This window comes from Acinetobacter sp. YT-02 (genome assembly GCF_002412355.1).
In the GTDB taxonomy this organism is placed as follows: domain Bacteria; phylum Pseudomonadota; class Gammaproteobacteria; order Pseudomonadales; family Moraxellaceae; genus Acinetobacter; species Acinetobacter towneri.
Map to the genome: position 1 here is coordinate 1 of NZ_NOZT01000001.1, position 24,169 is coordinate 24,169.

24 protein-coding genes are annotated in these 24,169 nt (G+C 40.6%); 14 read left to right on the plus strand and 10 right to left on the minus strand.

All coding sequences use genetic code 11. The features are described from left to right. Window positions 1-79: 79 nt before the first annotated feature. From CF596_RS00005 to CF596_RS00015, 3 genes are all read right to left on the minus strand, one after another. Window positions 80-1,228: a phospholipase A gene (locus tag CF596_RS00005; RefSeq protein ID WP_096900844.1), complete on the minus strand. Its 1,149-nt coding sequence runs from the start codon at window positions 1,226-1,228 to the stop codon at window positions 80-82. Between the two features lie 34 nt (window positions 1,229-1,262). Next, window positions 1,263-4,202, minus strand: a complete 2,940-nt coding sequence (locus CF596_RS00010; RefSeq protein WP_096900845.1) for an insulinase family protein — start codon at window positions 4,200-4,202, stop codon at window positions 1,263-1,265. Between the two features lie 148 nt (window positions 4,203-4,350). Further along, entirely contained in the window at window positions 4,351-4,800 is a 450-nt protein-coding gene (locus CF596_RS00015) for a GNAT family N-acetyltransferase (RefSeq protein ID WP_096900846.1), read from the minus strand. Between the two features lie 139 nt (window positions 4,801-4,939). On the opposite strand from CF596_RS00015, the gene CF596_RS00020 reads away from it, so the two are divergent. The 8 genes from CF596_RS00020 to CF596_RS00055 all read left to right on the plus strand — a co-directional run bounded on the left by CF596_RS00020 (window position 4,940) and on the right by CF596_RS00055 (window position 10,934). Further along, the gene (locus CF596_RS00020; RefSeq protein ID WP_004973415.1) at window positions 4,940-5,944 is read left to right on the plus strand and encodes an adenosine kinase; all 1,005 of its coding nucleotides are present in this window, start codon (window positions 4,940-4,942) and stop codon (window positions 5,942-5,944) included. A gap of 14 nt (window positions 5,945-5,958) precedes the next feature. Next, window positions 5,959-6,270, plus strand: a complete 312-nt coding sequence (locus CF596_RS00025) for a Rieske (2Fe-2S) protein (protein WP_171287411.1) — start codon at window positions 5,959-5,961, stop codon at window positions 6,268-6,270. 152 nt (window positions 6,271-6,422) lie between these two features. Continuing rightward, window positions 6,423-7,031, plus strand: coding sequence for an OB-fold-containig protein (locus CF596_RS00030; RefSeq protein WP_096900848.1), 609 nt, complete (start codon window positions 6,423-6,425; stop codon window positions 7,029-7,031). Window positions 7,032-7,584: 553 nt separating this feature from the next. Then, a complete protein-coding gene (gene cydP, locus CF596_RS00035; protein ID WP_070155611.1) occupies window positions 7,585-7,776 on the plus strand; it encodes a cytochrome oxidase putative small subunit CydP in 192 nt (63 codons plus the stop codon). Beyond that, entirely contained in the window at window positions 7,776-9,356 is a 1,581-nt protein-coding gene (locus CF596_RS00040) for a cytochrome ubiquinol oxidase subunit I (protein ID WP_096900849.1), read from the plus strand. Before cydP ends, CF596_RS00040 begins: the two co-directional genes overlap by 1 nt. Before the next feature lie 2 nt (window positions 9,357-9,358). Next, window positions 9,359-10,504 (plus strand): cytochrome d ubiquinol oxidase subunit II, encoded by a 1,146-nt coding sequence (gene cydB / locus CF596_RS00045; RefSeq protein ID WP_004973405.1) that lies wholly within the window; start codon window positions 9,359-9,361, stop codon window positions 10,502-10,504. Between the two features lie 24 nt (window positions 10,505-10,528). Then, window positions 10,529-10,630: a cytochrome bd-I oxidase subunit CydX gene (gene cydX / locus CF596_RS00050; protein WP_004860610.1), complete on the plus strand. Its 102-nt coding sequence runs from the start codon at window positions 10,529-10,531 to the stop codon at window positions 10,628-10,630. A 4-nt stretch (window positions 10,631-10,634) separates the two neighbouring features. Beyond that, window positions 10,635-10,934 carry a cyd operon YbgE family protein gene (locus CF596_RS00055; RefSeq protein WP_004973403.1) on the plus strand — a complete coding sequence of 100 codons (300 nt, stop codon included), beginning with the start codon at window positions 10,635-10,637 and terminating at the stop codon, window positions 10,932-10,934. Between the two features lie 252 nt (window positions 10,935-11,186). Here CF596_RS00055 and aroC read toward each other — a convergent pair whose 3' ends face one another. The 3 genes from aroC to CF596_RS00070 all read right to left on the minus strand — a co-directional run bounded on the left by aroC (window position 11,187) and on the right by CF596_RS00070 (window position 13,792). Further along, entirely contained in the window at window positions 11,187-12,281 is a 1,095-nt protein-coding gene (gene aroC, locus CF596_RS00060; RefSeq protein ID WP_004973401.1) for a chorismate synthase, read from the minus strand. A 13-nt stretch (window positions 12,282-12,294) separates the two neighbouring features. Continuing rightward, window positions 12,295-13,305, minus strand: coding sequence for a 50S ribosomal protein L3 N(5)-glutamine methyltransferase (gene prmB / locus CF596_RS00065; protein WP_004973398.1), 1,011 nt, complete (start codon window positions 13,303-13,305; stop codon window positions 12,295-12,297). Between the two features lie 106 nt (window positions 13,306-13,411). Then, window positions 13,412-13,792, minus strand: a complete 381-nt coding sequence (locus tag CF596_RS00070) for a DUF1311 domain-containing protein (RefSeq protein ID WP_004973395.1) — start codon at window positions 13,790-13,792, stop codon at window positions 13,412-13,414. Between the two features lie 230 nt (window positions 13,793-14,022). Here CF596_RS00070 and CF596_RS00075 point away from each other — a divergent pair, with 230 nt between their 5' ends. The 4 genes from CF596_RS00075 to CF596_RS00090 all read left to right on the plus strand — a co-directional run bounded on the left by CF596_RS00075 (window position 14,023) and on the right by CF596_RS00090 (window position 18,676). Then, on the plus strand, window positions 14,023-14,328 hold the full coding sequence (locus tag CF596_RS00075; RefSeq protein WP_096900850.1) for a hypothetical protein: 306 nt from the start codon (window positions 14,023-14,025) through the stop codon (window positions 14,326-14,328). Between the two features lie 143 nt (window positions 14,329-14,471). After that, window positions 14,472-15,845 carry an AarF/ABC1/UbiB kinase family protein gene (locus CF596_RS00080; protein WP_096900851.1) on the plus strand — a complete coding sequence of 458 codons (1,374 nt, stop codon included), beginning with the start codon at window positions 14,472-14,474 and terminating at the stop codon, window positions 15,843-15,845. 269 nt (window positions 15,846-16,114) lie between these two features. Further along, window positions 16,115-17,425, plus strand: coding sequence for an acyl-CoA dehydrogenase family protein (locus CF596_RS00085; protein WP_004973388.1), 1,311 nt, complete (start codon window positions 16,115-16,117; stop codon window positions 17,423-17,425). Between the two features lie 51 nt (window positions 17,426-17,476). Next, the gene (locus CF596_RS00090; protein WP_096900852.1) at window positions 17,477-18,676 is read left to right on the plus strand and encodes an acyl-CoA dehydrogenase family protein; all 1,200 of its coding nucleotides are present in this window, start codon (window positions 17,477-17,479) and stop codon (window positions 18,674-18,676) included. Window positions 18,677-18,765: 89 nt separating this feature from the next. Here CF596_RS00090 and CF596_RS00095 read toward each other — a convergent pair whose 3' ends face one another. The 3 genes from CF596_RS00095 to CF596_RS00105 form a co-directional block, all read right to left on the minus strand. Continuing rightward, the gene (locus CF596_RS00095) at window positions 18,766-19,101 is read right to left on the minus strand and encodes a type II toxin-antitoxin system PemK/MazF family toxin (RefSeq protein WP_096900853.1); all 336 of its coding nucleotides are present in this window, start codon (window positions 19,099-19,101) and stop codon (window positions 18,766-18,768) included. Then, entirely contained in the window at window positions 19,101-19,349 is a 249-nt protein-coding gene (locus tag CF596_RS00100; RefSeq protein ID WP_004973383.1) for an AbrB/MazE/SpoVT family DNA-binding domain-containing protein, read from the minus strand. Before CF596_RS00100 ends, CF596_RS00095 begins: the two co-directional genes overlap by 1 nt. A gap of 176 nt (window positions 19,350-19,525) precedes the next feature. Further along, window positions 19,526-20,731 (minus strand): alkane 1-monooxygenase, encoded by a 1,206-nt coding sequence (locus CF596_RS00105; protein WP_096900854.1) that lies wholly within the window; start codon window positions 20,729-20,731, stop codon window positions 19,526-19,528. Window positions 20,732-20,897: 166 nt separating this feature from the next. On the opposite strand from CF596_RS00105, the gene CF596_RS00110 reads away from it, so the two are divergent. Continuing rightward, window positions 20,898-21,851 (plus strand): AraC family transcriptional regulator, encoded by a 954-nt coding sequence (locus CF596_RS00110; RefSeq protein ID WP_096900855.1) that lies wholly within the window; start codon window positions 20,898-20,900, stop codon window positions 21,849-21,851. 5 nt (window positions 21,852-21,856) lie between these two features. Here the strand turns inward: CF596_RS00110 and lpxB are convergent, their stop codons facing one another. Next, on the minus strand, window positions 21,857-23,032 hold the full coding sequence (lpxB, locus tag CF596_RS00115; protein ID WP_096900856.1) for a lipid-A-disaccharide synthase: 1,176 nt from the start codon (window positions 23,030-23,032) through the stop codon (window positions 21,857-21,859). Window positions 23,033-23,258: 226 nt separating this feature from the next. Here lpxB and CF596_RS00120 point away from each other — a divergent pair, with 226 nt between their 5' ends. After that, window positions 23,259-24,146, plus strand: coding sequence for a sulfite exporter TauE/SafE family protein (locus CF596_RS00120; RefSeq protein WP_096900857.1), 888 nt, complete (start codon window positions 23,259-23,261; stop codon window positions 24,144-24,146). The last annotated feature ends 23 nt before the right edge of the window (window positions 24,147-24,169 follow it).

Here is a 24,169-nt window from a genome sequence, read left to right on the forward strand (position 1 = left end):
GTATCAACTTTGCCAAAAGAATAAGCCTAAAATTCATGTGATTAAATCTTTGGCTTATCCGTAACTGGGGTTAATCTACTTAAAACCAATTCATTAAAGACACACCCAAACCAACATAGGTGGCGCGGTGGTTATAATCAATCAGGCTTTCACCATAACCATCAAACAATTGGAAATGACCGCGTAATTTTCCACTGATTGGGAAAACCCAGTCAAACTGTGCTGCACCGTGCGCGTCATCACCGCCTTTTAAGCTATGACGAAGCATCAAAGAAAAGTCATGCTCTTTCCAGCGATAAAATGCCAACATATCGCCACGCCCGATATAATTTTTAATTTCAGGGTTATTGTCATCGCTGCGGTCTTCTTCAATGCGATACCACGGACGTAACATCAAGGCAAAATTGTCTTTTTCAAAACCTAAATTAAAAATCACCCGATTCCAACTGCGTGATAATGGATCAGAACGACCATTGGATTGATGGTTCAACGTCACACCCAATAAACGACCATGCAGCCCCATAAGTGTATAGTTGGTGCGGAACATCAAACTGGCTTCAGGCTCATAATTGGTTTCACGAAATGGACGTGACTCATCACCATTATAAACCTGCCAACGTGATGACTGGGTATAACCTAGCCACACATCACCGTTATCACCCAACAGATTTTCTACCGCTTTGGTTTTTAAAGACAGCTGAAATTTGGTTTCCATTGAGGTCAGGTTTTGCTCCTTACCCACGGGAACGGTATTTTGCTCATTCAAGCTTTGTGGACGTTCATTTTTATCGGACGTCCAAAAAGTAGGCATCAAATACACAGGTTGATAAGCACGTAAATTCCATGTGCCTAATTTGCTATCGGGTGAAAGCTCCCAGCGCTTATCCAGTAAAGATACATTCGGATCAAGCTTTGGTACATCAAATGAAAATAAATTACTCACACCCACTGCAATTTTTTCTTTCACAGTTTCAGGTGCAGGAGCAAGTGCCTGAGCGGCTTGACGTTCGCTAATCAGCGCTGTTTTTTCTGCTTCAGGAATTTTAAACAGAGCATCGTAACACACCAAACGATCAGCATTTGACTCTAAAGCCACACAGGCTTCAGGTGTTGCAGGTGCAACTAAGCTAGCTGGGTCTTGTGCATAGGTTTTCGCCACAAACACAGTGCTGAGTGCGGCAACACTCAGCGACAGTCCTGTGCGTTCAAACAGTTTGAACGCGCTCATAAATCCCCCTAAGTTTTCGTTGTTATTTCACGTATCAGTTCACTTGTTTAATTTCAAAACCAAGTTCGAGCAATGCTTCACGTTTTGACACAGGTGCGACTACGGCTTTAGATGCTTGCTGCTGACGCAAATATTGCTCCGCAACACGTTTTAAATCGTCTAAAGTCACCGCCAATAAACGCTCACGTAATACTGTGCGGAATGAGGGTGTACGCGCGTGCAATAATGCATAACATGCAGTAATCGCTTCACCTGCAGGCGAACCCGGTTTATCCATGCTGGCAATCAAACCTAAAATCGCTTCTTCTAGTTGATGCGGCAACTGCTCTGCATTAAGTAACCAATCAATACTCGCTTCAAAGTCTGCAAAAGTTTCTGCCAAGCGTGGGTCACGATAACTATAGAAACGGAATGAACATGCATTGCCATCGTAGCTTGCACCGCCACCGTAAGCGCCGCCTTTTTCACGGATTGCGCTGTGTAAGAAACCATTGCGCAAATATGCAGCCAATACCATCAAAGGTGCAGCATCAGGATGCGACACTTCCACCGCAGGATACGCTGCTGCACAGAATTGCACATTGGCTTGAATCAACCATGCTTGATCTTGCGCTGAATCATCTACAGGAACTTGAGTTAAAGCAGCAGGATTTTCTGCAACAGTAAGTTTATCCCAAACTTCTTGAACTTCTTCGACCAAACGGTCAGATTGATGTTCTTCACATACCAACAAAAATTGTTTAGGTGCTTGCAGTAATTTATGGTGAATCAATTGCAATTCAGCAATCAGTTTCTCGTACTCCGCTGTATCTTTTTCAATTTTAGCAACCAAGTCAGCCAACCAATTTAATGCGCCCAAACCTGTGTTGTTGTAATCACGCTGCGCCAAAGCACTGTGATGACGCCCTGCAATTTGCATGGCATAACTGTGCCCCGAACCCGACAAACGTGACTGCCAACGGGTTTTTCGTTGTTGTAACAGCTCGATAATGCGGTCTTTTTCATCAAAACGTAATTGCTCAAATGCTAATTTCAGCAAGCGGATGGCTTCAAGATTATTCACCAAAGACTTAGTGGTTAATGTGAGCCATGCACTGATCTGATTTTTGTCATCGACTTTAGAACGTAAAGATGCACCCATGCCCAAACCACCGCTAACTGCGGTTTGTAGCTGTTGCAATTCTAAATAGCCGTATTCACCTGCACCCACTTCGCCCATTAAAATGGACAGCAAATTAAAGTATGGCGATTGTACAATTTCATCTGGAATTTGAATCAACACTTGCTGATAGTAAATTCCATTGGTTCCTGCATGATATAAATTTAAAGGATAATCAATGCGGTTACTGATAATTTCACGCAACTCACCCTGCACAATATGCAAAGCTGCAGGCACATCTTCCAAACCAACTTTTGGCAATAAATTCAAATCATCTGGCGTATCTTGACGGACTTTTAAAGCTTCCGTTTGCGCGACGATTTCTGCTTTTTGCTCATCTGTGAGTTGTGCGCCTATCTCAGCCAGACGTGCTTTTTCAAGTGCAGCATCTTTGGCCGATTTTTCTGCATCTGGAACCAAAGTCATTTGAACACGGTGCGGGTTATCAATTAAATGCGTCTGAATTAGCCGTGATAACCACATTGGATCTTTAAGTTCTTCTTTGACTTGCTCAATCGCAGTATCTACATCCCACACCTGAATTGGGTCATTGTGGTGAATTGCACTGCTTAAACCATTTAAAATCAAGCTCAACCCGTATGGCATACCATCGCCATTAATTTCACGCTGATGCAATTCAATTTGATGCAAAATTGCATCGACCAATGCCGTATCCACAGGCTGTGCAGCCACGTCTTGTAAAACTTTTAAAACGCCCGCCTGAAATTCTGCTGCATGTTCAGGGTTAGAACCTTGCACACCACAGAAGAACGTCATTTCAAAGTTGGAATCATCTACACCCATCAATGGCCCTGTAGATTGTGCATGCGCCCAAGTTTCCAAATAATGACGCAGTGGTGATGCAGAGTTTTCGAGTAAAACACCTTCAACCAAACGCATACCCAAGCGTAATTTAATATCGCTCGCTTCAGGCAATAACCACGCCAAAACATGATAAGTTTTATCTTTCAGTTCTTCTGCATCGACTGCATAACTTTCAGTCACTGACACTGGTGCTGCTAAACGACGTTCAGGTTTCGAATATAGCGTTTCGCCCTGTTCAAATTTCGCCAAAGCCAACTGTTCAAACTGTTCTTGTAAATCGTATGCAGGCGTATTGCCAAAAGTCATAAATACCGCATTACTTGGGTGATAATGTGACTTATAAAAATCTACCAATTCTTGATAGGTTAAATCTGGAATATCTTTCGGGTCGCCACCTGAATTGTAGTGGTAAGTTGTTTCAGGGAATAAATGATAAGCCAATTGGTGATAAAGCTGATCGGATGGCGAACTCATCGCACCTTTCATTTCATTAAATACCACGCCTTTATAAACAGGCTCGCCATTTTCCAGCTCAATACGAATACCTTCCTGAGCAAAATCGAGAGGATTTAAATTGGCTGCAAAAGCCGCATCCATATACACCGCAAGCAGGTTTTGGAAATCTTTTTTGTTTTGTGTTGCAAATGGATAAGCCGTCCAATCTGCCGCGGTAAATGCGTTCATAAAAGTATTCAATGAACGACGAATCATTAAAAAGAACGGGTCACGGACAGGGAATTTTTCAGAACCACACAACGCAGTATGTTCTAAAATATGCGCCTCACCTTTGGAGTCCATCGGCTGAGTGCGAAATGCGACTAAAAATACATTTTCATCATGATCTGTCGCCAAATGATAATGCACCGCACCTGTAACTTTATGTTTATATTCAGACACTAAAATGTCTAAGGCTTCAACATGGTGTTGACGTACCAACTGAAACGCAGGATGTACAGTCTGGGAAATGGTTTCAGTGACATCTACAGTCATGTGATCTCCTAAAAATAAGCAAATAAAAAACTAAAGCCATTATAGCTTTAGTTCTTTAGATAATTCACGTTGAAAACCCGACTAAATTGATTGAAATTTGCAAAGTATCAACAAAATGCTGCCTACACTGCTTGTAGCAGAAGCAAAACTAGATCAGGTATTTAAAATAACTATAGTTTGGATGATTTTCGACATACACATAATTATGTTTTTGATAAAAATGCGCTGCCGATTTGGTATCAGTGTTTAAACACAACGCCGAAAAATTAGCACGTGCTTTTTTCTCTAAATGTTGCAAGAGCTGTTTGCCTACGCCATGTTTACGATAATTTGGCAAAACATAAAAACGACGTACACGTCCAATACGACTTTCAATATCTTGCTCATTCCATTGCTGGTTTAAGCCACCACATGCAACCAATTGATCACCATCGTAAACAAACAATAAAAACTCACCAGGCTGATTAAAGCGGTTTTTACCACTTTCCCATTCTTCAATTAAACGATGGACAAAATCAAAGCCTTCTTGAGCAGCATGTTTGGCCAAAGTCTGAATTTGCGTTGGTAACTCTTGTGCTTCTTTAATTTCGATGTTCATCTAACCTTCCTGATAACTCTGCTAAACCCCTATTTTTCATCAATAACATTCATTCAGCTGAATTTTATTCATGAAACTACAGCAATCCTGAGCATTGGTGTAAACTTAGCGTTTTTAATTTTGACTGTGATTTAAAGACATGGCAACTGTTGACCTTTTTGCAATTGGTAATGCATTAATTGACCAAGAATTTCAAGTCTCGGATGACTTTCTCATTCAACATAGCTTGCAAAAAGGTACTATGCAATTAACCGATGGTGAAACACAAGCAAATTTATACAACAACTTAATTAAAACACAAAGACATAAAGGCCAAGCTTCGGGTGGTTCTGCCGCAAATACCACCGTTGCATTTAGTGCTTTAGGTGGTCAAGCCTTCTATGCCTGCCGTGTTGGTAACGATGAATTGGGTGATATTTACCTCAAAGGCTTAAATGAAGCAGGTATTCACACCACAACCAAATCGGTCAGTGAAGGCGTTACAGGGACTTGTATGGTACTTGTGAGTGATGACTCTGAACGTACCATGCACACTTACTTGGGCATTACCGCAGAACTTTCTGCTACACAAATTGATTTTGAGCCACTTAAAACAGCAAAATGGCTTTATATCGAAGGTTATTTATCTACTAGTGATACTGCACGTGCTGCGGTAAAACAAGCGCGTGAAATTGCCAAAGCCAATCAGGTTAAAATTGCACTGACTTTATCTGATCCTGCCATGGTGCAATATGCGCGTGAAGGTTTGGATGAGTTACTAGATGATGGTGTGGATTTGATCTTCTGTAACCAGCAAGAAGCCATGATGTACACAGGAACGGAAACGGCTGAAGCGGCATTAGAACAACTAAAACAAAAAAGCAAATACATTGTCATTACATTGAGCGCACAAGGTGCCCTAATTTATGATGGCAACAACGCTTTTTCTGTACCAGGTCGTCAAGTCACTGCTGTTGATGCCAACGGTGCGGGTGATGCCTTTGCAGGTTCATTCCTGTATGCACTCAATGCAGGCTTAGGTTTCCAAACTGCAGCTCAACTTGCCATTCTGATTTCAAGTGAAGTGGTTTCTCAATTCGGCCCTCGTCTTGCGGTAGAAGATTACGCTAAACTTTTGCATAGCATTCAAAAGGAATCTGCATAATGAATAAAATTTGTATGATGGAAGACATTCCTGAGCGTGAAGCACGTGCCTACGAAACGCCAAATGGTGACACAATTTTTATCACCCAACGTGATGGCATGTATTACGCTTACCAAAACGTCTGCCCACACCTACAAGTGGAATTAGAATTTTTAGAAAACCAATTCTTAGACCGTGACCAAGAATATATTGAATGCTCAACGCATGGTGCTTTATTTTTAGTTGAAACAGGTGAATGTATTTCTGGCCCATGTTTAGGTCAATCACTTGAGAAAGTTGAGATCAGCGTTCATTCAGATGGTGGGATTTACTTGATCAACGACTAACTTTTTTGCAACTTTCAGAAAGAAGCGAAAAGTTCCAAATCTTAGCTCTATACAAAACCAGATCATTTATCTATGCTCTCTAAGCAGAGTTAGATCAATGATCTGCATCTAATAACATCACCTATAAATATTTCAACACGTGAGTTTAGCGCATGCATGAGTTTTTATCTGATTTGAACTTAATGCCCTTTCATCTCAGCCTAGTTGTTTTATTGCTACTCAGCACTGTCGAAACGATTGGTTATTACTTTAATTTTCGCCCAAGTCAGTTGCTCAAACGTGCATTTTCACAACGAATTACAGAATCGCCACTTTTAGATGTTAAATTTTCTAAAGTACTGATTTTTGTTTTTTTACTGATGAATTTCAGTGTTGCAGGATATTTTTTACAGTTTTTGATTTACTCACAACAACAACATTTCGTTCCTGCTTATTACATTATTATTCCAGCGTTTATTATTGCCATCTTTTTTACAGTCTTCATGATTCACTGTTTAGACCAAGTGATTAAGCCCAAATATAGCGTGCGCCAAGTCGATTTACTCGGACGTTTAGCCACAATTTCCAGTGGTAATGCCCGTCCTGGTTTTTCTGCACAAGCACGTGTACGTGATGAGTTTGGGCAACTGCATTATGTGCAGGTTGAACCTGAATTTGGTGAACTTGAATTTCAAGCTCAAATTATTATTGTGCGCAAAAAAAGATCTCACTATCTTGCCAAAAAAATTTCGGCATCAAATAACCTATTTAGCAATCAATAAGTTATTTTTTAAGATTTAAAACCAATCTTGCTGACCTAAGAAAGTTAAAATTTTTCACTCAAACTCAACACAATCTGTTTGTTTATAAACGATACATTTCATGTGATCTGAACAATATTTACACAAAATCATTATGAAAAAATGCTGTTTACCCTAGACTAAGCCAAAGACAAAGCACCACTACATTGTAGGGAAATAAAAAAATATGCGGAATCGTCATTAAACTTTAACAAAAGAATGAGAATAATTATTAGCTGATAATATCTCTAATTTATTGCTATTTTTAGATTGATTTTTATTCATAGCAATTTAGTCTGATTTGCTTTTTTAAAATATAAGTATTTTAGTCAGATTTTGAATTATTAATTACAAGTGTTTCTGTCAAGTTTAAAAAATATTACTTTCCTCCATTTATTCTCTGCAACACCCAAAAACAAACTATTGATTTATAATAAGTTAACAATATATTTGCATTTTAACTGTGCCAGCTATTTTTTTTTGTATGTTTTTGTTTAATAATATAAAACACAGTTTAAAAAATAGGCTTATAAAAGTGAGCTTAGTTCCTAAAGATTTAAATAGAAAAGTAGTTCGTGAACTCACGATCATTTTAATAATTAAGGTCGTGCTGTTAATGGTCATCAAAAATATTTGGTTTGATGCCCCAACTATTCCTCAAAATTTTGATTCACAAGTTGCTGAGCGTATTGCTGGCAGTCCTTCCTCAATCAAGGAGACACGTTGATGATTTCTGAAAGCGTGGTCGATCTCTCGCGGTTCCAATTCGCAATGACCGCGATGTATCACTTTATTTTTGTTCCACTGACTTTAGGTCTGGCTTTTATTCTTGCCATTATGGAAACCACGTATGTGATTTCTGGTAAAGAAATTTATAAAGACATGACCAAATTCTGGGGAAAACTCTTCGGTATTAACTTTGCTTTAGGGGTAACCACAGGTTTAACCATGGAGTTCCAGTTTGGTACAAACTGGGCATATTACTCACACTACGTGGGTGATATCTTTGGTGCACCACTTGCAATTGAAGGTTTAATGGCCTTCTTCTTAGAATCGACCTTCATTGGTTTATTCTTCTTTGGATGGGATCGCCTCTCCAAAGTGCAGCACTTATGTGTAACGTGGCTGGTTGCGCTTGGCTCTAATATGTCCGCACTCTGGATTTTAGTTGCCAACGGCTGGATGCAGAACCCAGTGGGTTCTACCTTTAACTACGAAACCATGCGTATGGAATTGGTTGACTTCGGGGCGTTAATTTTTAACCCTGTTGCGCAAGTTAAATTCGTACACACTGTTTCTGCAGGTTATGTAACGGGTGCTATTTTCGTTTTAGCGATTTCAAGTTATTACTTATTGAAAAAGCAAGACTTGCCATTTGCGCGTCGTTCATTCGCTATTGCAGCAATTTTCGGTTTAGCTTCTACTTTATCTGTAATTCTACTTGGTGATGAATCAGGTTATGAATTAGGTGATGTTCAAAAAACCAAACTCGCAGCAATTGAAGCAGAATGGGATACTCACCCTGCTCCTGCAGCGTTCACTTTATTTGGTATTCCAAACGAAGAAACGCAAACGACAGATTACGCAGTTAAAATTCCTTATGTAATGGGGATTATTGCAACGCGTTCTATCACCGAAGAAGTGACTGGTATTAAAGACCTGATCGCAAACCACGAAGTTCGTATTCGTAACGGTATGGTTGCTTATCAACAACTTGAGCAATTACGTGCGGGCGACCAATCTCCTGAACTTAAAGCTGCATTTGAGCAAACTCAAACCGATTTGGGTTATGGTTTATTGTTGAAAAAATACACGCCAAACGTAGTAGATGCGACTGACGAACAAATTAAAATGGCTGCTGCGGATACTATTCCACACGTACCAAGTTTGTTCTGGGCATTCCGTGCCATGGTAGCTTCTGGTTTCTTAATGCTGTTGTTATTCGCACTTGCAACTTTTGCAGTGGCTAAACGCAACGCAGAAAGTAAACCTTGGTTATTAAAATTTGCGTTATTCTCATTACCATTACCTTGGATTGCAGCGCAAACAGGTTGGTATGTCGCAGAAGTTGGTCGTCAACCATGGACAATTGGTGAAGTACTTCCAACACACTTGTCTGCATCTTCACTCAGCACTGGCGACGTATGGGGCTCAATCATTGCATTGGCAGCGTTCTATACCGTTTTGCTGATTATTGAAATGTACTTGATGATCAAATTCTCACGTCTAGGCCCAAGCTCGCTTCATACTGGTAAATACCACTTCGAGAAAATTGAAGCTGCGAAAAAAGCCAATGAGGAGGCTTAAGCATGATCGAATATGAATTACTCAAAATCATTTGGTGGGTGTTAGTGGGTGTATTACTCATTGGCTTTGCCCTCACCGATGGCTTCGACATGGGCTCAATGGCGATCATGCCATTTGTAGGTAAAAATGACGAAGAACGCCGTGCTGCAATCAACACGATTGCACCGCACTGGGATGGTAACCAGGTTTGGTTCATTACAGCGGGTGGCGCGTTATTTGCTGCTTGGCCAATGGTATATGCAACAGCATTCTCAGGCATGTATTGGGCACTACTCTTAGTTCTGTTTGCCCTATTCCTGCGCCCAGTTGGTTTTGACTACCGCTCAAAACTTGAAAACACCAAATGGCGTACTTCTTGGGACTGGGGTTTGGCTGTAGGTGGTGCAGTTCCTGCATTAGTGTTCGGTGTTGCGTTTGGTAATATGTTCCTTGGCGTACCATTTACCCTAGACGAAACTGTACGTTCAACATATACAGGCAGCTTCTTTGCATTATTAAACCCATTCGCTTTAGTGTGTGGTTTAGTCAGCTTGTCTATGCTTTGCGCGCATGGTGGTGCATGGTTAATGCTGCGTACCGATGGTGACTTACGTGCACGCTCTGCAAAAGCAACGCAAATCATGGGCATTGTGTTCCTTGTGTGTTTCTTGGGTGCAGGCGCATGGCTATACTTCGGTGGTATCGAAGGTTATACCCTAGTCACTCCATACGACACGAACGGCGTAGCAAACCCATTGGCTAAAGAAGTTTTAACCAATGCAAACCCAGGTTGGATGAACAACTACTCAGCGTACCCTATTACCATGATTGCACCAATTATGGGCATCTTGGGCGGTATTTTGATTATTCTTGCAGCAGGTAAAAACAAAGCTGGTTTAAGTTTCACAGGTTCATCTTTAGCGGTGATCGGTGCGATTTTAACTGCAGGTTTTGCATTGTTCCCATTCTTAATGCCATCAAGCCTCAACCCAGTTGCAAGCTTGACCATGTGGGATGCGGTATCAAGTAAAAACACATTAACTGTAATGACTGTTGCAGCATGTATCTTCGTACCAATTATTTTGCTATACACCACTTGGTGTTACTACAAAATGTGGGGCGTTATCACCAACAAGCACATTAAAGAGAATTCACACAGCCTTTACTAAGGCTGTGTCTAAGGAGAATAAATTATGTGGTACTTTGCATGGATTCTCGGTATTCTGATGGCATGCTTTGCAGGTGTCTTGAGTGCCCTGTATATTGAATCTCATCAAGACCTTGACGAGGAATAATTAGATGACAGACACTGCAGTGAACGCTGAAACAACAGTTCAAAAACCGAACAAGATTGCGATGGTTATTTCATGTTTATTGGCATTCCCACTCGCAGCTGTACTGCTTCTTCATCCAGCAGCAATGCTGGATGCCAACGGTGAATATAGCCACCGTGCCATGATGTTTATTATGATTGGTATTTCAGGTGGCTTTGTACACGGTGTTGGTTTTATTCCACGCTTTTGGTTTTGGAAATGGTTATTTAGCCCATTTGTGGCTTGGCCATTGATGATTTGGGGTTATTACACTTGGTTTCTTTAATGAGGTGTAAATAAATTCCTTGAAAAGAGCGCAATATGCGCTCTTTTTTATTGGCTTAATATTTAGGAGCCGCAGATCATTCCTCTGCATCTTCACCATATAAAACAGCGTATAAAATTTTGAAACTTACAATCTAAAAGAAGAACTAAGCTCAAAACTCAGGCAGAAAAAAGCCAAACACTACGGTTTGGCTTTTTTCACAACATATTTTCGCACTTGGCAATGATTATGCACCTTGCTTAAAGCATATTGTTATTTCGGCTCAATGGGTGCAAACGGTGCAACCACATCGGCATTCTGCGCACGATGACGCATGAAATGATCCATCAATACAATCGCAAGCATAGCTTCTGCAATTGGCGTTGCACGCACACCTACGCAAGGATCATGGCGTCCTTTGGTCAGTACATCCGTATCTTCACGGTTTAAATTAATGGTTTTACCAGGTGTAGTAATACTGGCTGTTGGTTTTAAAGCAATCGCAACACGAATATCTTGACCACTAGAAATACCGCCTAAAATACCGCCTGCATGGTTCGCCAAAAAGCCGTCAGTGGTCAGTTCGTCACGGGTTTCATGCCCAAACTGCGCTGCCACTGCAAAACCATCTCCAATTTCAACGCCTTTCACAGCATTGATAGACATCATGGCATGGGCAATATCGGCATCTAAACGATCAAAAACAGGTTCCCCCCAACCCACAGGAACTTTTTCAGCCACAATTTCCAGTTTTGCACCACAGCTTGTACCCTGTTCACGCAAAGACGTTACCAAAGCTTCAAAACGTGGTACAGCATCGGCATCGCCACAGAAAAATGGATTGTTTGGTACTTCGTTCCAATCTAGCTTTTCAGCTTTTTCTGTACCAATTTGAGTGACGTGACCACGAATCACAATTCCAAATTTTTCGAACAGGTATTTTTTTGCAATTGCACCTGCTGCAACGCGCATTGCTGTTTCACGTGCGCTTGAACGTCCACCACCACGATAATCGCGGAAACCATACTTTTGCGTATAGGTATAATCTGCATGCCCAGGGCGGAAAGTCTGTGCAATATTACCGTAGTCTTTCGATTTTTGGTCAGTATTACGAATCAGTAAACCAATTGAAGTTCCAGTGGTTTTACCTTCAAAGACACCTGAAATAATTTCAACTTCATCGGGTTCTTTACGCTGTGTCGCAAACTTAGACGTACCCGGTTTACGGCGATCCAAATCTTTTTGTAAATCTTCTGCAGACAGTTCAATCCCTGGTGGCACGCCATCGACAATCGCCATCAGACCTACGCCATGAGATTCACCACAAGTCGTTACACGGAAAAGTTGCCCTATACTATTACCTGCCACGTCCAACGACTCCTTATGCTTGAACAGATTGAATAAATAAATCGCGATATTGACGGCATTGTGCTGCAGTCAATGCAAAAATACCTGAACCACCTTTTTGGAATTTTAACCAGTGCAAATCAACCGTGTTGAAATTCTGTTTCATCGCCCATTCAGAATTACCTACTTCAATCACAATCAGACCATCTTCAGTTAAGTAATCTGCCGCCTGCGCCAACATTTTACGGACTAAATCTAAGCCGTCTTGCCCTGCTGCCAATGCCAATTCTGGCTCATGATGGAATTCTTCAGGTAAATCTGCCATATCTTCCGCATCAACATACGGCGGGTTAGATACGATTAAATCATACTGATTTTCGGCTGGGATTTTGGCGAATAAATCAGACTCAAGCAACGCCACTTGGTATTGTTTGTTGTGATGTTCACAGTTAATTTGTGCGACTTCCAAAGCATCTTTTGAAATGTCAGTTGCATCGACTTCAGCATCTGGAAAAGCATAAGCCAAAGCAATCGCAATACAACCTGAACCCGTGCACATATCCAAAATACGTTGTGGGGTTTTAGGCGCAGCATTGGCTGGTAAATTGTTATCTGCTTCGCGCATTTGACCTTCTTCATCTAGGCAATATGGCGCAAAACGATTTTCAATTAGCTCGGCAATAGGTGAACGTGGAATTAGAACACGCTCATCGACATAAAATGGTTTTCCGAAGAAATACGCCAAGTTTAATAAGTAAGAAGTTGGTACTTTTTCATTGATACGGCGTTCGAGCAAGCTTAAAAATTCAGCTGCTTCGCTCGGCAATAATTTTGCATCTAAAATTTCAGCGTCTGCATTCCAGTCTAAAGACAAAGTTTGTAACACCAATGCAGAACTTTCTGCAAAATAATCTTCTGTACCTTGACCTAAATGTGCATCGTATTGACGTAGTGCTGTAACCCCAAAGCGAATAAAATCACGAATGGTTGATAGGTTTTCAGCAGCTTCCTGCAAATGTTCAGGGCTAATTGTCGGTCGATCCACTTAAGGCGCTCCAAGGTCAAATTTTAAAACGCCTTATGATACCTTGTTTTGCTCGGTTTTATAATGTTTAAGCAGTTTCCAAGTAATTTATTTACTATGGTTTTACTTATTTGATTCCCACAAACTGACCTTGATAATAATCAGCGCGCTCTGCTGTTTGCAGCAAAACACATTGTGCACGTTGTAATGCGGCAAAATCGCTTTGAGTCGATAAATAACAGCGTTGTTTTACACGGTTTTCCCAAAGTTGATGCTGTTGTTGAATATTACTGGCATTGCCTGCGCTGCGTTTTACATAGGCTTTATAGTGTTTTTTGAGTCGTTTGGTTTGTGCTTTTTGCTCAGTTTTAATACATTTTTGCGATTGGGAAATTTTGCCATAACTATTGTTCATACATTGCGTATAGCCTTGTGAAACGCCATTCGCCCAAACTTGAGCTGTACCCAAAGTCAGCATCCCCAATAGTGTAAATATCCAAACTTTCATATTTTCCCCTGAGCGCAGTCTGTTTTTAAAGCGCGGTAAATTTTCAATATTTTATAATTTTACAAAACCCAAATTACTGCATTGATGCTACAAGATTCAGGTTAAAAAGCATATAGTCAATCCCCTGCTTTTTATGATTCAGTCTATGATAAATGCACAACAATCATTGAAAAATGTGACAATATCCCAATAATTGAATTACTCATTTTATAGATGAAACTTTCAGCCTTATGAGCTACAAACACAATAATTTGATGGCCATGCGCCAAAGCTATTGGAACGACAACCACTCCGAAGCAGTCTTGATTGAAAAACAATTTTTTCAGCAAATTTTGATTGAAAACGGCATTTTTGAAAATGCGTCATTAGATGATGCCAAATATCTATTTTTTAGTTTGCCCAGCGTGATTATTGTTAAGGGATATGCGCATGGTTTTTTACACGATTCTGTAAAATTGATGATTCTCAAATTTATCCAAGACAACAAAGCGCAATTGATGAAAAAAGCCGAAACCAAAGTGCAATATCGGATGTAAAAGTACTTTTAAGCCGTTTTTCATACTTTTTTCACGAGGAAACTCGTCGTTCAGCAAGTTGAACTTTTTTAATACGTTAAGACGCGCTAATATCCGTTACAATCTAATTTTCCTGCATATTGCTGATTTAAGGATTGATTTTAATGTCAGATCAGAACGATAAGCTTAAACAACTCAAGACTTCCTCTATGGATCGACGCTTATCCATCGCAAAGGCATCTTTACTTGCAGGAACACGATGGGCAGCCTCGAATGCCACCTCTATGTTTTCAAGCGAAGAAGAAAAAGAACGTAAACGAAAAAAAGCCATGAAAGAACAAGCCGATTACTTGGTGGCTGAAATTGGCAAACTCAAAGGCTCTATCGTGAAGATTGGGCAAATGATGGCGCTGTACGGCGAACATTTTTTACCTGAAGAAATTACGCAAGCACTCAACACGCTGAATAACCAGACTGTCGCATTGGCATGGCCTGCAATTAAACAGCAATTACAGGCACAGTTAGGTGCCAAACTTGATGATCTCACCATTGATCATGAGCCATTAGGTACAGCCTCTTTGGCTCAAGTTCACCGCGCGACCCGCAAGTCGGATGGTTTGGAGTTGGTATTAAAAATCCAATATCCAGGCGTAGCAGATGCGATTGACTCAGACATGAGCCTATTTAGAAATATGCTCAAATTGACACGCATGGTGCCGCAAACCCGTGAATTTGATCAGTGGTTTGATGAAGTGCGTGAAATGATGCATCGTGAAGTCAACTATCAAATTGAAGCGGAAACGACACGTCGTTTTGCTGCCCGTTTAAAAGATGATCCGCGCTACATTGTGCCGCAAATTGTGGATGAATACTGTAGCGAACAAGTGCTGTGTATGACCTTTGAACGTGGCGTACCGATTAACAGCCCTGTCATGCTCTCATTACCTCAAGAACGCCGTAACCAATTAGGCGAAGCCTCTTTAGAAATTGCTGTGCGTGAAGTATTTGAATGGGGCGAAATGCAGACTGACCCGAACTTTGGCAACTACTTAGTTCGCTTAGGTAATGGTGAAGATATTCACGATAAAATTGTACTGCTCGACTTTGGTGCTATTCGTCAATTTGATCAACACTTGCTGACTGTGGCGCGTAATTTGATCAAGGCGGGTTATTACCACGACCCACAAATGATGGTGAATGCCATGACGGGTTATGAGTTTTTTGACAGCATCCCTGAAAGCATTAAACCTGACATGGCAAAAGTGTTTCTATTGGCAACCGAAGCCTTTAGTCACTTAGACAATAACCGCGATTTACCTGCAGGCGTGATGGATGAACAATCGCGCTATGACTGGAAAAAAAGTCAGCTGCATAGCCGTGTCATGCAACAAGCATCTAAATCGATGGCTTCGCGTTACTTTAGTGTGCCGCCTAAAGAATTTATGTTTATTAGCCGTAAATTTATTGGTGCCTACACCTTTATGACCGTGATTGATGCGAAAACCAATGTCCGCAAAATGATTCAAAAGTTTATTTAAGTCCCAACTTTTATTTCTTTGATCAAAGCTGTTATATAGACCTAAATGATTGTTGCCCACTCGATGCAATTGTCATTTAGGTCAATTTATTTTAAAAGCGTAGATTTCTATAAAATTAATAATCTATAAAAATCCACATATTAGTCCAGTTATAAGAAAATTTTTACCGTTTATCTTTGACAATTCTGCATGTCAGCAATGACATAGTTTTTTTATAGTCTGCATGTCAGCATAAAAAACAAGCATTCTCTGTGTAGGACAACACAATCATGAGTCAAATGATAAACAAAGCCCAAGGATTCGGCTTAGCGCTACTCACTAAAATGGCATCGAGTGATCTGCTCGATCAATTCAAATTACGCAAATGGGTTGAACAATCTCTATATCACTCAGCCAAAGCAGGTTTTAAAACCTTTGAAACCACTCAAAAAAATTTTAAAAGCACACAAAAATTACCGCAACAACGACTGACACGTCAATCCAAAGATTTATTTGATTTGTCATTGAGTGAAGAACAGCAAATGCTGGTCGATGCCATGCAGCAATTTGCTACAGAAGTGATCTATCCATTGGCACATCAGGCAGATCATGATGCGAAATTCCCACAAGTATTATGGCAATACAGCACAGATTTAGGTTTGAACACCTATGCTCTGCCCGAAGCTTTAGGCGGTGTTGCCACTGAACAAAATATTGTCAGCCATATTTTAATTGCCGAACAATTGGCACGTGGTGACTTTGGCTTAACCGCAGGATTACTTTCCACATTTGGCGTAATGAATGCCATAACTCGCTGGGGTTCAGAACAGGTTCAAAATCAGTATTTATCTGCGTTTTCCGAAACAGACGCGAACCATCCAACGCCACTTCAAGCCACTTTTGCGATTCAGGAAAATACTGCTGCGTTTAATCCGTATCAGCTAAAAACCAAAGCGACTTTGCAAAATGGACAGTACCTAATTACAGGTGAAAAAACGCTGGTGATTTTGGCCGAAACAGCAGATTTATTTTTGGTTAGTGCAGAGCTAAATGGTCAAGCCGATGTGTTCATTGTGCAACGTGATGCTTCTATTCAATTTAAAGCAGCGCCTGCAATGGGCTTAAAAGCCTGCGAAACGGCGACTTTAAAGTTTAATCAAACCCCTGCGGAGCGTTTAGGCACAGATGATTTTGATTATAGCGCATTTTTAGATTTAGGTAATCTCATGTGGTGCGCCATGGCAGTTGGTTGCTGTGAAGCAGTGAAAAGTTATTGTATTCGCTATGCCAATGAGCGCACTGCATTTGGCGAACCAATTTCACATCGTCAAAGTGTGGCTTTTATGATTGCAGATATGGCCATTGAAATTGAAGCCATGCGCATGCTGTTGCTGAATGCAGCGAGTCTTGCCGAATCGGGTAAAAACTTTCATCGAGAAGCATATTTAGCACGTCTGCTCTGTGCAGAAAAATCTATGCAAATTGCCACCAATGGCGTGCAAATTTTAGGTGGTCATGGCTTTACCAAAGAACATCCTGTAGAGCGTTGGTATCGTGATTTACGTGCAACTGCAATTATGCATTCAGGCTTGCATGCCTAATCTCACACCATCAATAAACGATAGCCAGCTAGAAAAATAAGGAATATATCCATGAATTTACAAAATCCAAAAAAATTCAAAATGTTGGTCGATCAGGCACATGAAGTTGCTTTAAATGTATTACGTCCCATTTCAAGGAAATATGATAAAGCCGAACACGCCTACCCGAAAGAATTAGACATGCTTGCCGCCTTAGTTGATGGTATGAACCAAGCGGGCGATGGCATGAATGCAGGTGCAGCAGTCAACAAACGTGGTGACACATCTACAGGTAACAAAAATGGCGTAAATATGTCTACCGCACTGAGTATTGTCGAAATGTGTTATGGCGATACAGGTTTATTACTCAGTATGCCACGCCAAGGTTTAGGTAATTCTGCGATTGCTGCGGTGGCCAATGAAGAACAATTACCACGCTTTAATGGTGTTTGGGCAGCCATGGCAATTACCGAACCCAACTGTGGTTCTGACTCTGCGGCTATTCGTACCACTGCCACCAAAGTAGACAATGAATATATTTTAAATGGTGAAAAGATTTTTGTGACCTCTGGTGACCGCGCCGATGCCGTTGTTGTGTGGGCAACCTTAGACAAAAAACTGGGACGTGCTGCGATCAAATCCTTTGTTGTGACTAAGGGCACACCTGGCATGACCGTGGAACGCTTAGAACATAAATTAGGGATTAAAGCCTCGGACACAGCAACAATTCGATTTGAAAATTGCCGTGTTCCTGCGAGCAACCTTTTAGGCAATGCAGAAATTGATGTTGCCAAAGGGTTTGCAGGTGTGATGGAAACCTTTGATAACACTCGCCCTTTGGTGGCAGCTATGGCCGTTGGTTGTGCCAAAGCCGCTTTAGAGCGGATTAAGGAAATTTTTAAAGACCAATTAGATGCAAATTATGCCACGCCCTATTTACAGTGTTCACATATCGCAGCACAGACTTATCGGATGGAAGCAGAATGGGAAGCCGCACGTTTATTGATGCTCAAAGCAGCATGGATGGCAGACAATAAACAGCCTAACTCACGCGAAGCTTCTATTTCCAAAGCCAAAGCTGGTCGCGTGTGTAATGAAATCACGCTCAGGTGTGTCGAGTTAGCTGCATCGGTGGGTTATAACGAAGATGAGTTATTGGAAAAATGGGCACGTGATTCGAAAATTTTAGATATTTTTGAAGGTACGCAACAGATTCAGCTATTGATTATTGCCCGTCGTGAATTAGGTAAAAGTTCGAGTGAGCTCAAGTGATTTTATGATTTAAGGCATATAGTAAAGTAAGATAAAAGACAGATTTTCATAGAAATATTGCTATAAATTTCTGTCTTTTTCGATATAAATTAATCTTCAGGTGAAAAAATTGCGATATATCTTGCTAAAACCTCATCCAAAACATCTGCGTGCGAGGATTCTAAAAACCGCGCGTGTCTAGCTTCAAAATCTAAAGCTCTAGATTGATCACAACGCACAATACCTGTAGTTTTCCCACCAATAAGCTCTACAGCGAAACCCATATTTCGTGCAAAGTTTCCACCAGAAGTAATAGGCAAAACAATCGGCATTTTAGTAATAAGATTAAATGACTTAGGTGAAATAACAAATACAGGTCGCTTACCTTGTTGTTCATGTCCAAGTGTTGGATCTAATGAAATCAAATAAATATCGCCTTGATTCATTAGATTTCTTCTCGCCCAACTGCTTTTACATCATGCCACGCATCTTGCTCTAATGCTAAAGCTTGATGCTCTTGCAGCAAGTCAGCCAATTTATAAGATGGCTTCGCTTTAGGTTCGACCACTAACTTACCATTCACAATGCTCAGAGAAACTTCCTTTCCCGCATCTAAACCTAAACTTTTTAATAATGTAGGCGGTACGGCAAGCATGACCGAACCACCTACTTTTCTCAAGTTTGTATGAATCATACCCACCTCAATATTATATAAATATATAACTTTATTATGCGCCAAAATGAGATGAAGTCAATTCATAGTAAGATGAGTGAAAATAGACATCTGGTATACATCTCAATCTTTCCTTTGAAAGATATATACAAAAGAAATATCAAAATGAATATTAAAAAATAATCTTAATAATTCAATCAATTATCCACCACACCAAATTTCTTAAAAATTCGTGCACGGCGTTTAGGCTGAATATTGGCTTTGTTTAAATTGCCTTGATAATGTTCAAATACACGTTTATCCATAATTTTAAACCACAAAGGTGGAATCATGGCAGGCAGCAACATGCTGGCATAACCGCTTGGTAATTCAGGCGCTTCATCAAAATGTCGCAAAGCCTGAAATGGTCGGGTTGGATAAGCATGATGATCGGAATGACGTTGTAATTGATACAAAAACAAATTGGTCACAATATTGTTATTATTCCAGCTGTGTTCAGGCATAGTGCGCTCATATTTGCCATGCGCATCTTTTTGTCTAAGCAAGCCATAATGTTCTATATAATTAATTATTTCAAACAGGCTAATGCCATAAAAAGCCTGTGTCGCCAAATACGGAATGATCCCAGTACCAAAACGCGCCAACAATGCAGCATGAAATGCCGCACTCATGCCCCAGCCTTGTAATAATTCATTGTCTTTCGACCAAAAACTTTTGCCTTTACGTTTTAAACGCTGAGTTTCAATTTGCAGTGCAGACTTAAACGAACCTTTTACCGTGCGGGGCCAAAACTCATAAAATGTTTCTCCCATACGTGAAGATGCAGGGTCTTCAGGTGTCGCAGCACGTTTATGATGCCCATACGGATGCTCAACCCGAAAATGGTTATATCCTGTTGGTGCTAAAGCCAAATGTGACAGTAAGTGATCAATTTTTGAAGATTTATGGCTGAGTTCATGCGCAGTATTGACAGCAATACCATTCACCATCCCCATGGAAATACCCAGAAAAATTTTATCGACTAACGAGGTTTGTGGCCGTCCAACCAAATAAGCTGCATAAATATTGGCGGCATATTGCAAAGGAATAAAACTTTTCACCAAACGCGAATAATACCGATCTTCCTCAAGTCGTTTCACATCTTCATTGCTTGGGTTATTGGCATCTTGACCAATTAAAGTATCAATTGTTGGAATAATCACATGCAATAATAAAGGGCCACCTAGAGCAAAAACTTTTTTCACAGGCTTCGGAGCGAATTGATAACCCGCCAAAATCCCCATCCCCAATACAGGTAAAAATGGGCTGATCAACCATAAATAACGCTTTTTATCGAGTTGAGCCGCGCTTTTATAAGGAACATCCTGTTCCATCTCTTTAAGCAAATGAAGTGGTGCGTTCATCTTATTTTCTTCCTTCTACGCTGTTCTACCTATATATTTGAGGAAAGACACGAGAATGAACAGTTGCAGACGTCCAAAAAAGCTATGCAAAAGTCTTTGGCGCAAAAATGCGCTATATTGTCCTGAAATCACAGGTTTATTTTTTATAATGATTTATGCTTAAAATATGGATGCTTTAAGTAAAATTTTTGATGATATACATCTGCACCAATCAGAATATATCTATTTAAATCCTCAAGGAGATTGGTCATTTCAATATCGTGACCAAGGGGCAATGCTGGCTTATGTAGTACTACAAGGCTCGCTGCATATCCATTTATCTGCACAGACACACCTTCACATTGATGCAGGTGATATTGTCCTGATTCCATCGGGTTGCAGTCATTACGCAAGTGCAACTGCAGACACTCACTGGACAGAACACTTTGATATTTCGGATTTATTTCAAATTCAGTCACAGCAGTCAATAAATTTTGGCACGATAAATCACACACAAGCTGAAGACGCATTTATTTTGGTGATTCAATGCCACATGGACACCACCATGGCAAAACCGCTTTTAAGTGCCCTACCCGAATATCTGCATATTCCGCATATCATGTGCAGCACAGCGCCCGAGTGGTTACAAATTGGCTTGCAATTTTTAGCGGTGGAAAGTCATCAAATCCGACCGGGACGGGATAAAATATTAGATCACTTGGTCAGTATTTTACTGATTGAATGTGTGCGTGATTATATTTTTCAGCTTGATGACTCAAATAACTGGCTCGGCGCTTTGGCACATCCTGAACTTTCCAATGCGCTCGCAGCTATTCATGGTCAACCCGAAAAAGCATGGACGGTAGAAAGTTTGGCAGAACAATGTTGCATGTCACGTTCTAAATTTGCCAATTTGTTTAATCAGGTGATTGGTGAGCCGCCTTTGGCATACTTACAACAACATCGGCTACGCTTGGCATCGCATTATTTACAGCAAGGACAATTGTCGATTCAACAAATTGCCCATCGTGTCGGTTATTCTTCCGAAACCGCCTTTAGCCAAACTTTTAAAAAGCAATTCGAGCTAACACCTAGCCAGTATCGGCAGCAGTTTCAAAACAACAATGCAATCACGAAATGAACAGTTTAACGATCTAAAATCGCCAAAATTGCTTGTGCAGGGTCTTCGCTGTTATCGGACAATAATTGCTTATGCATAGTGATATGTTGCATCACTTGAATTTGTGCTGTTTCGATATCAATTAACTTTTCAATTTCTACTGCTAAACGCTCAGGTGTTGCATCCTCCTGAATTAACTCCTGAATCACCTTTTTACCTGCAATAATATTTGGCAATGAATAATAAGGAATTTTCACCAACAGTTTCGCAATCCAATACGTGATCCGATTCAGCTTATAAAACGTAACCATTGGACGATGTAATAGCATTGCTTCTAGCGTCGCCGTGCCTGAAGCTAGTGCAATTATATCGGACGCATTCATCACCTGACGTCCAATTTTAGATTCTGTGCCACGATTTTCCATCAATTGCACTTTGTCTTGTAATGCACTCGGATAAGACTGTAATAACGCTTCAACTTGTTGTTTACGTGCATCATTAATTGCAGGAATTAGAAACTTAAACTGCGGATATTTTTGCGTCAAAATATAAGCCGCATCTAAAACTAACGGCCCTAAACGCTCAATTTCACCACGTCGGCTACCGGGCAAGAGTGCAATATATTGTTGCTGTTGGTCTAAACCCAATTCGAGCTTTGCTGCAGCAATTGGATTTTCCAACGGCAATTGACTCGCCAAAGGATGTCCGACAAAGGCTGCAGGCACATCCCATTTTTTAAAAAAGGCTTTTTCAAACGGAAATAAACACAGCACCAAATCTATACTGGCTTTAATGCCATGCACTCGACCTTGTCGCCATGCCCATACCGAAGGACTAACATATTGCACGGTTTTAATTGGCAAGTTTTTCTGTTTTAAACTTTTGGCAAGACGTAAATTAAAATCGGGTGCATCAACCCCAACAAAGACATCAACTGGATCTTGAGTCCATTTTTCGACCAAACCATCTCGTACTGCAAAGAGTTTTTTCAAATCTTTCAGCACTTCAACAATGCCCATTACCGATAAAATATCCATCGGATAATAACTTTTAAACCCTTCCGCAATCATTTGCGGACCACCAATGCCTTCAAACTCAGCATCAATGCCTTGCTCACGAAAACGTCGCATGAGTTGTGCCCCCAAAGTATCACCCGATACTTCTCCCACAACGATACCTATTTTAAGTTTCCGATTTTGCAAGCGTTTTGTCCTCTAAATTTTAATGGATATGAATTTTCGCATTTTAGCATAGCCACTGTATTTTGTAAGAAACAGAAAGTAAGCCGTGGCTTGAATCTGCGATCTTTTGCACTGATTTTCCACATTGACTATATCTGTTTTAAGAATAAGTAAATCATTAATCAAGACAACAGCTTATTGCCAAAAGTCATAATATATTCACGATTTTTGACTTCGGCATATCTTCATGGTTGGTCCTTTAGAGTTTATTTTGGCAGGTGTATTGGTCGGCTTCTGCGTGGGTGTGACTGGCGTAGGTGGCGGTTCACTGATGACTCCCATTCTGATCAGCTTGTTTAAAATTGAACCGCATATCGCAATTGGAACAGACCTACTTTATGCCGCCATTTCAAAATTCTGCGGCTCATTGGTTCATGCCAAAAAAATGAATATTGTATGGCCCATTGTCATTTGGCTTGCGGTGGGCAGTATCCCTGCTTCATTTGCGACCCACTGGGTTTTAGAGAATTATTTAAGCCAATCTACCCATTACAAAATGGTACTGACCGTGGTACTGGGCTTTATGTTGACCTTAACTGGCATCTCAATTGTGTTTCGCAGTCAAATTGAAACGTTTTTTAATAAATACCATAAACAAGAATTGCCCGATATGACCCAAGACCTTGAAAAGGTCAAACTACAGGCTGCAGATAAGCGTGCCCTCATTGTAATTATGGGAGTTGTACTGGGTGTATTTGTCACACTTTCTTCAGTGGGTGCAGGTGCTTTTGGCATCATGGCATTGGTGCTGATGTTCCCGAATCTACCGATGATTCGTATTATCGGTTCAGATGTCGTGCATGCCGTCTTACTTACCCTAGTTGCAGGCTTAGGTCACATGAGTTCAGGCAATGTCGACTTTCACCTATTGGTTTGGTTGTTGGTTGGCTCGATTCCTGCAATTGTGGTGGGAACTTTAGTCAGTTCACGTTTACCTGAAAAAGTGATTCGTAAAGTTTTAGGTATTACCTTATTTATTATCGGGATTAACTTTATGGTCAATCCTGTGAAATCAAAACCTATCAGCACACAAGAAACTGCAACAGCAGTTTCTGAGGCACAAGCCAGCCAATAATGAATGCTTTATCTGACAGGATT

Excerpts from the sequence above, each read along its gene's own strand:
- CF596_RS00005 (WP_096900844.1), bottom strand. The coding sequence starts at position 1,228 with ATGAGCGCGTTCAAACTGTTTGAACGCACAGGACTGTCGCTGAGTGTT.
- CF596_RS00010 (WP_096900845.1), bottom strand. The coding sequence starts at position 4,202 with ATGACTGTAGATGTCACTGAAACCATTTCCCAGACTGTACATCCTGCG.
- CF596_RS00015 (WP_096900846.1), bottom strand. The coding sequence starts at position 4,800 with ATGAACATCGAAATTAAAGAAGCACAAGAGTTACCAACGCAAATTCAG.
- CF596_RS00020 (WP_004973415.1), top strand. The coding sequence starts at position 4,940 with ATGGCAACTGTTGACCTTTTTGCAATTGGTAATGCATTAATTGACCAA.
- CF596_RS00025 (WP_171287411.1), top strand. The coding sequence starts at position 5,959 with ATGATGGAAGACATTCCTGAGCGTGAAGCACGTGCCTACGAAACGCCA.
- CF596_RS00030 (WP_096900848.1), top strand. The coding sequence starts at position 6,423 with ATGCATGAGTTTTTATCTGATTTGAACTTAATGCCCTTTCATCTCAGC.
- CF596_RS00040 (WP_096900849.1), top strand. The coding sequence starts at position 7,776 with ATGATTTCTGAAAGCGTGGTCGATCTCTCGCGGTTCCAATTCGCAATG.
- cydB (WP_004973405.1), top strand. The coding sequence starts at position 9,359 with ATGATCGAATATGAATTACTCAAAATCATTTGGTGGGTGTTAGTGGGT.
- cydX (WP_004860610.1), top strand. The coding sequence starts at position 10,529 with ATGTGGTACTTTGCATGGATTCTCGGTATTCTGATGGCATGCTTTGCA.
- CF596_RS00055 (WP_004973403.1), top strand. The coding sequence starts at position 10,635 with ATGACAGACACTGCAGTGAACGCTGAAACAACAGTTCAAAAACCGAAC.
- CF596_RS00070 (WP_004973395.1), bottom strand. The coding sequence starts at position 13,792 with ATGAAAGTTTGGATATTTACACTATTGGGGATGCTGACTTTGGGTACA.
- CF596_RS00075 (WP_096900850.1), top strand. The coding sequence starts at position 14,023 with ATGAGCTACAAACACAATAATTTGATGGCCATGCGCCAAAGCTATTGG.
- CF596_RS00080 (WP_096900851.1), top strand. The coding sequence starts at position 14,472 with ATGTCAGATCAGAACGATAAGCTTAAACAACTCAAGACTTCCTCTATG.
- CF596_RS00085 (WP_004973388.1), top strand. The coding sequence starts at position 16,115 with ATGAGTCAAATGATAAACAAAGCCCAAGGATTCGGCTTAGCGCTACTC.
- CF596_RS00090 (WP_096900852.1), top strand. The coding sequence starts at position 17,477 with ATGAATTTACAAAATCCAAAAAAATTCAAAATGTTGGTCGATCAGGCA.
- CF596_RS00095 (WP_096900853.1), bottom strand. The coding sequence starts at position 19,101 with ATGAATCAAGGCGATATTTATTTGATTTCATTAGATCCAACACTTGGA.
- CF596_RS00100 (WP_004973383.1), bottom strand. The coding sequence starts at position 19,349 with ATGATTCATACAAACTTGAGAAAAGTAGGTGGTTCGGTCATGCTTGCC.
- CF596_RS00105 (WP_096900854.1), bottom strand. The coding sequence starts at position 20,731 with ATGAACGCACCACTTCATTTGCTTAAAGAGATGGAACAGGATGTTCCT.
- CF596_RS00110 (WP_096900855.1), top strand. The coding sequence starts at position 20,898 with ATGGATGCTTTAAGTAAAATTTTTGATGATATACATCTGCACCAATCA.
- CF596_RS00120 (WP_096900857.1), top strand. The coding sequence starts at position 23,259 with ATGGTTGGTCCTTTAGAGTTTATTTTGGCAGGTGTATTGGTCGGCTTC.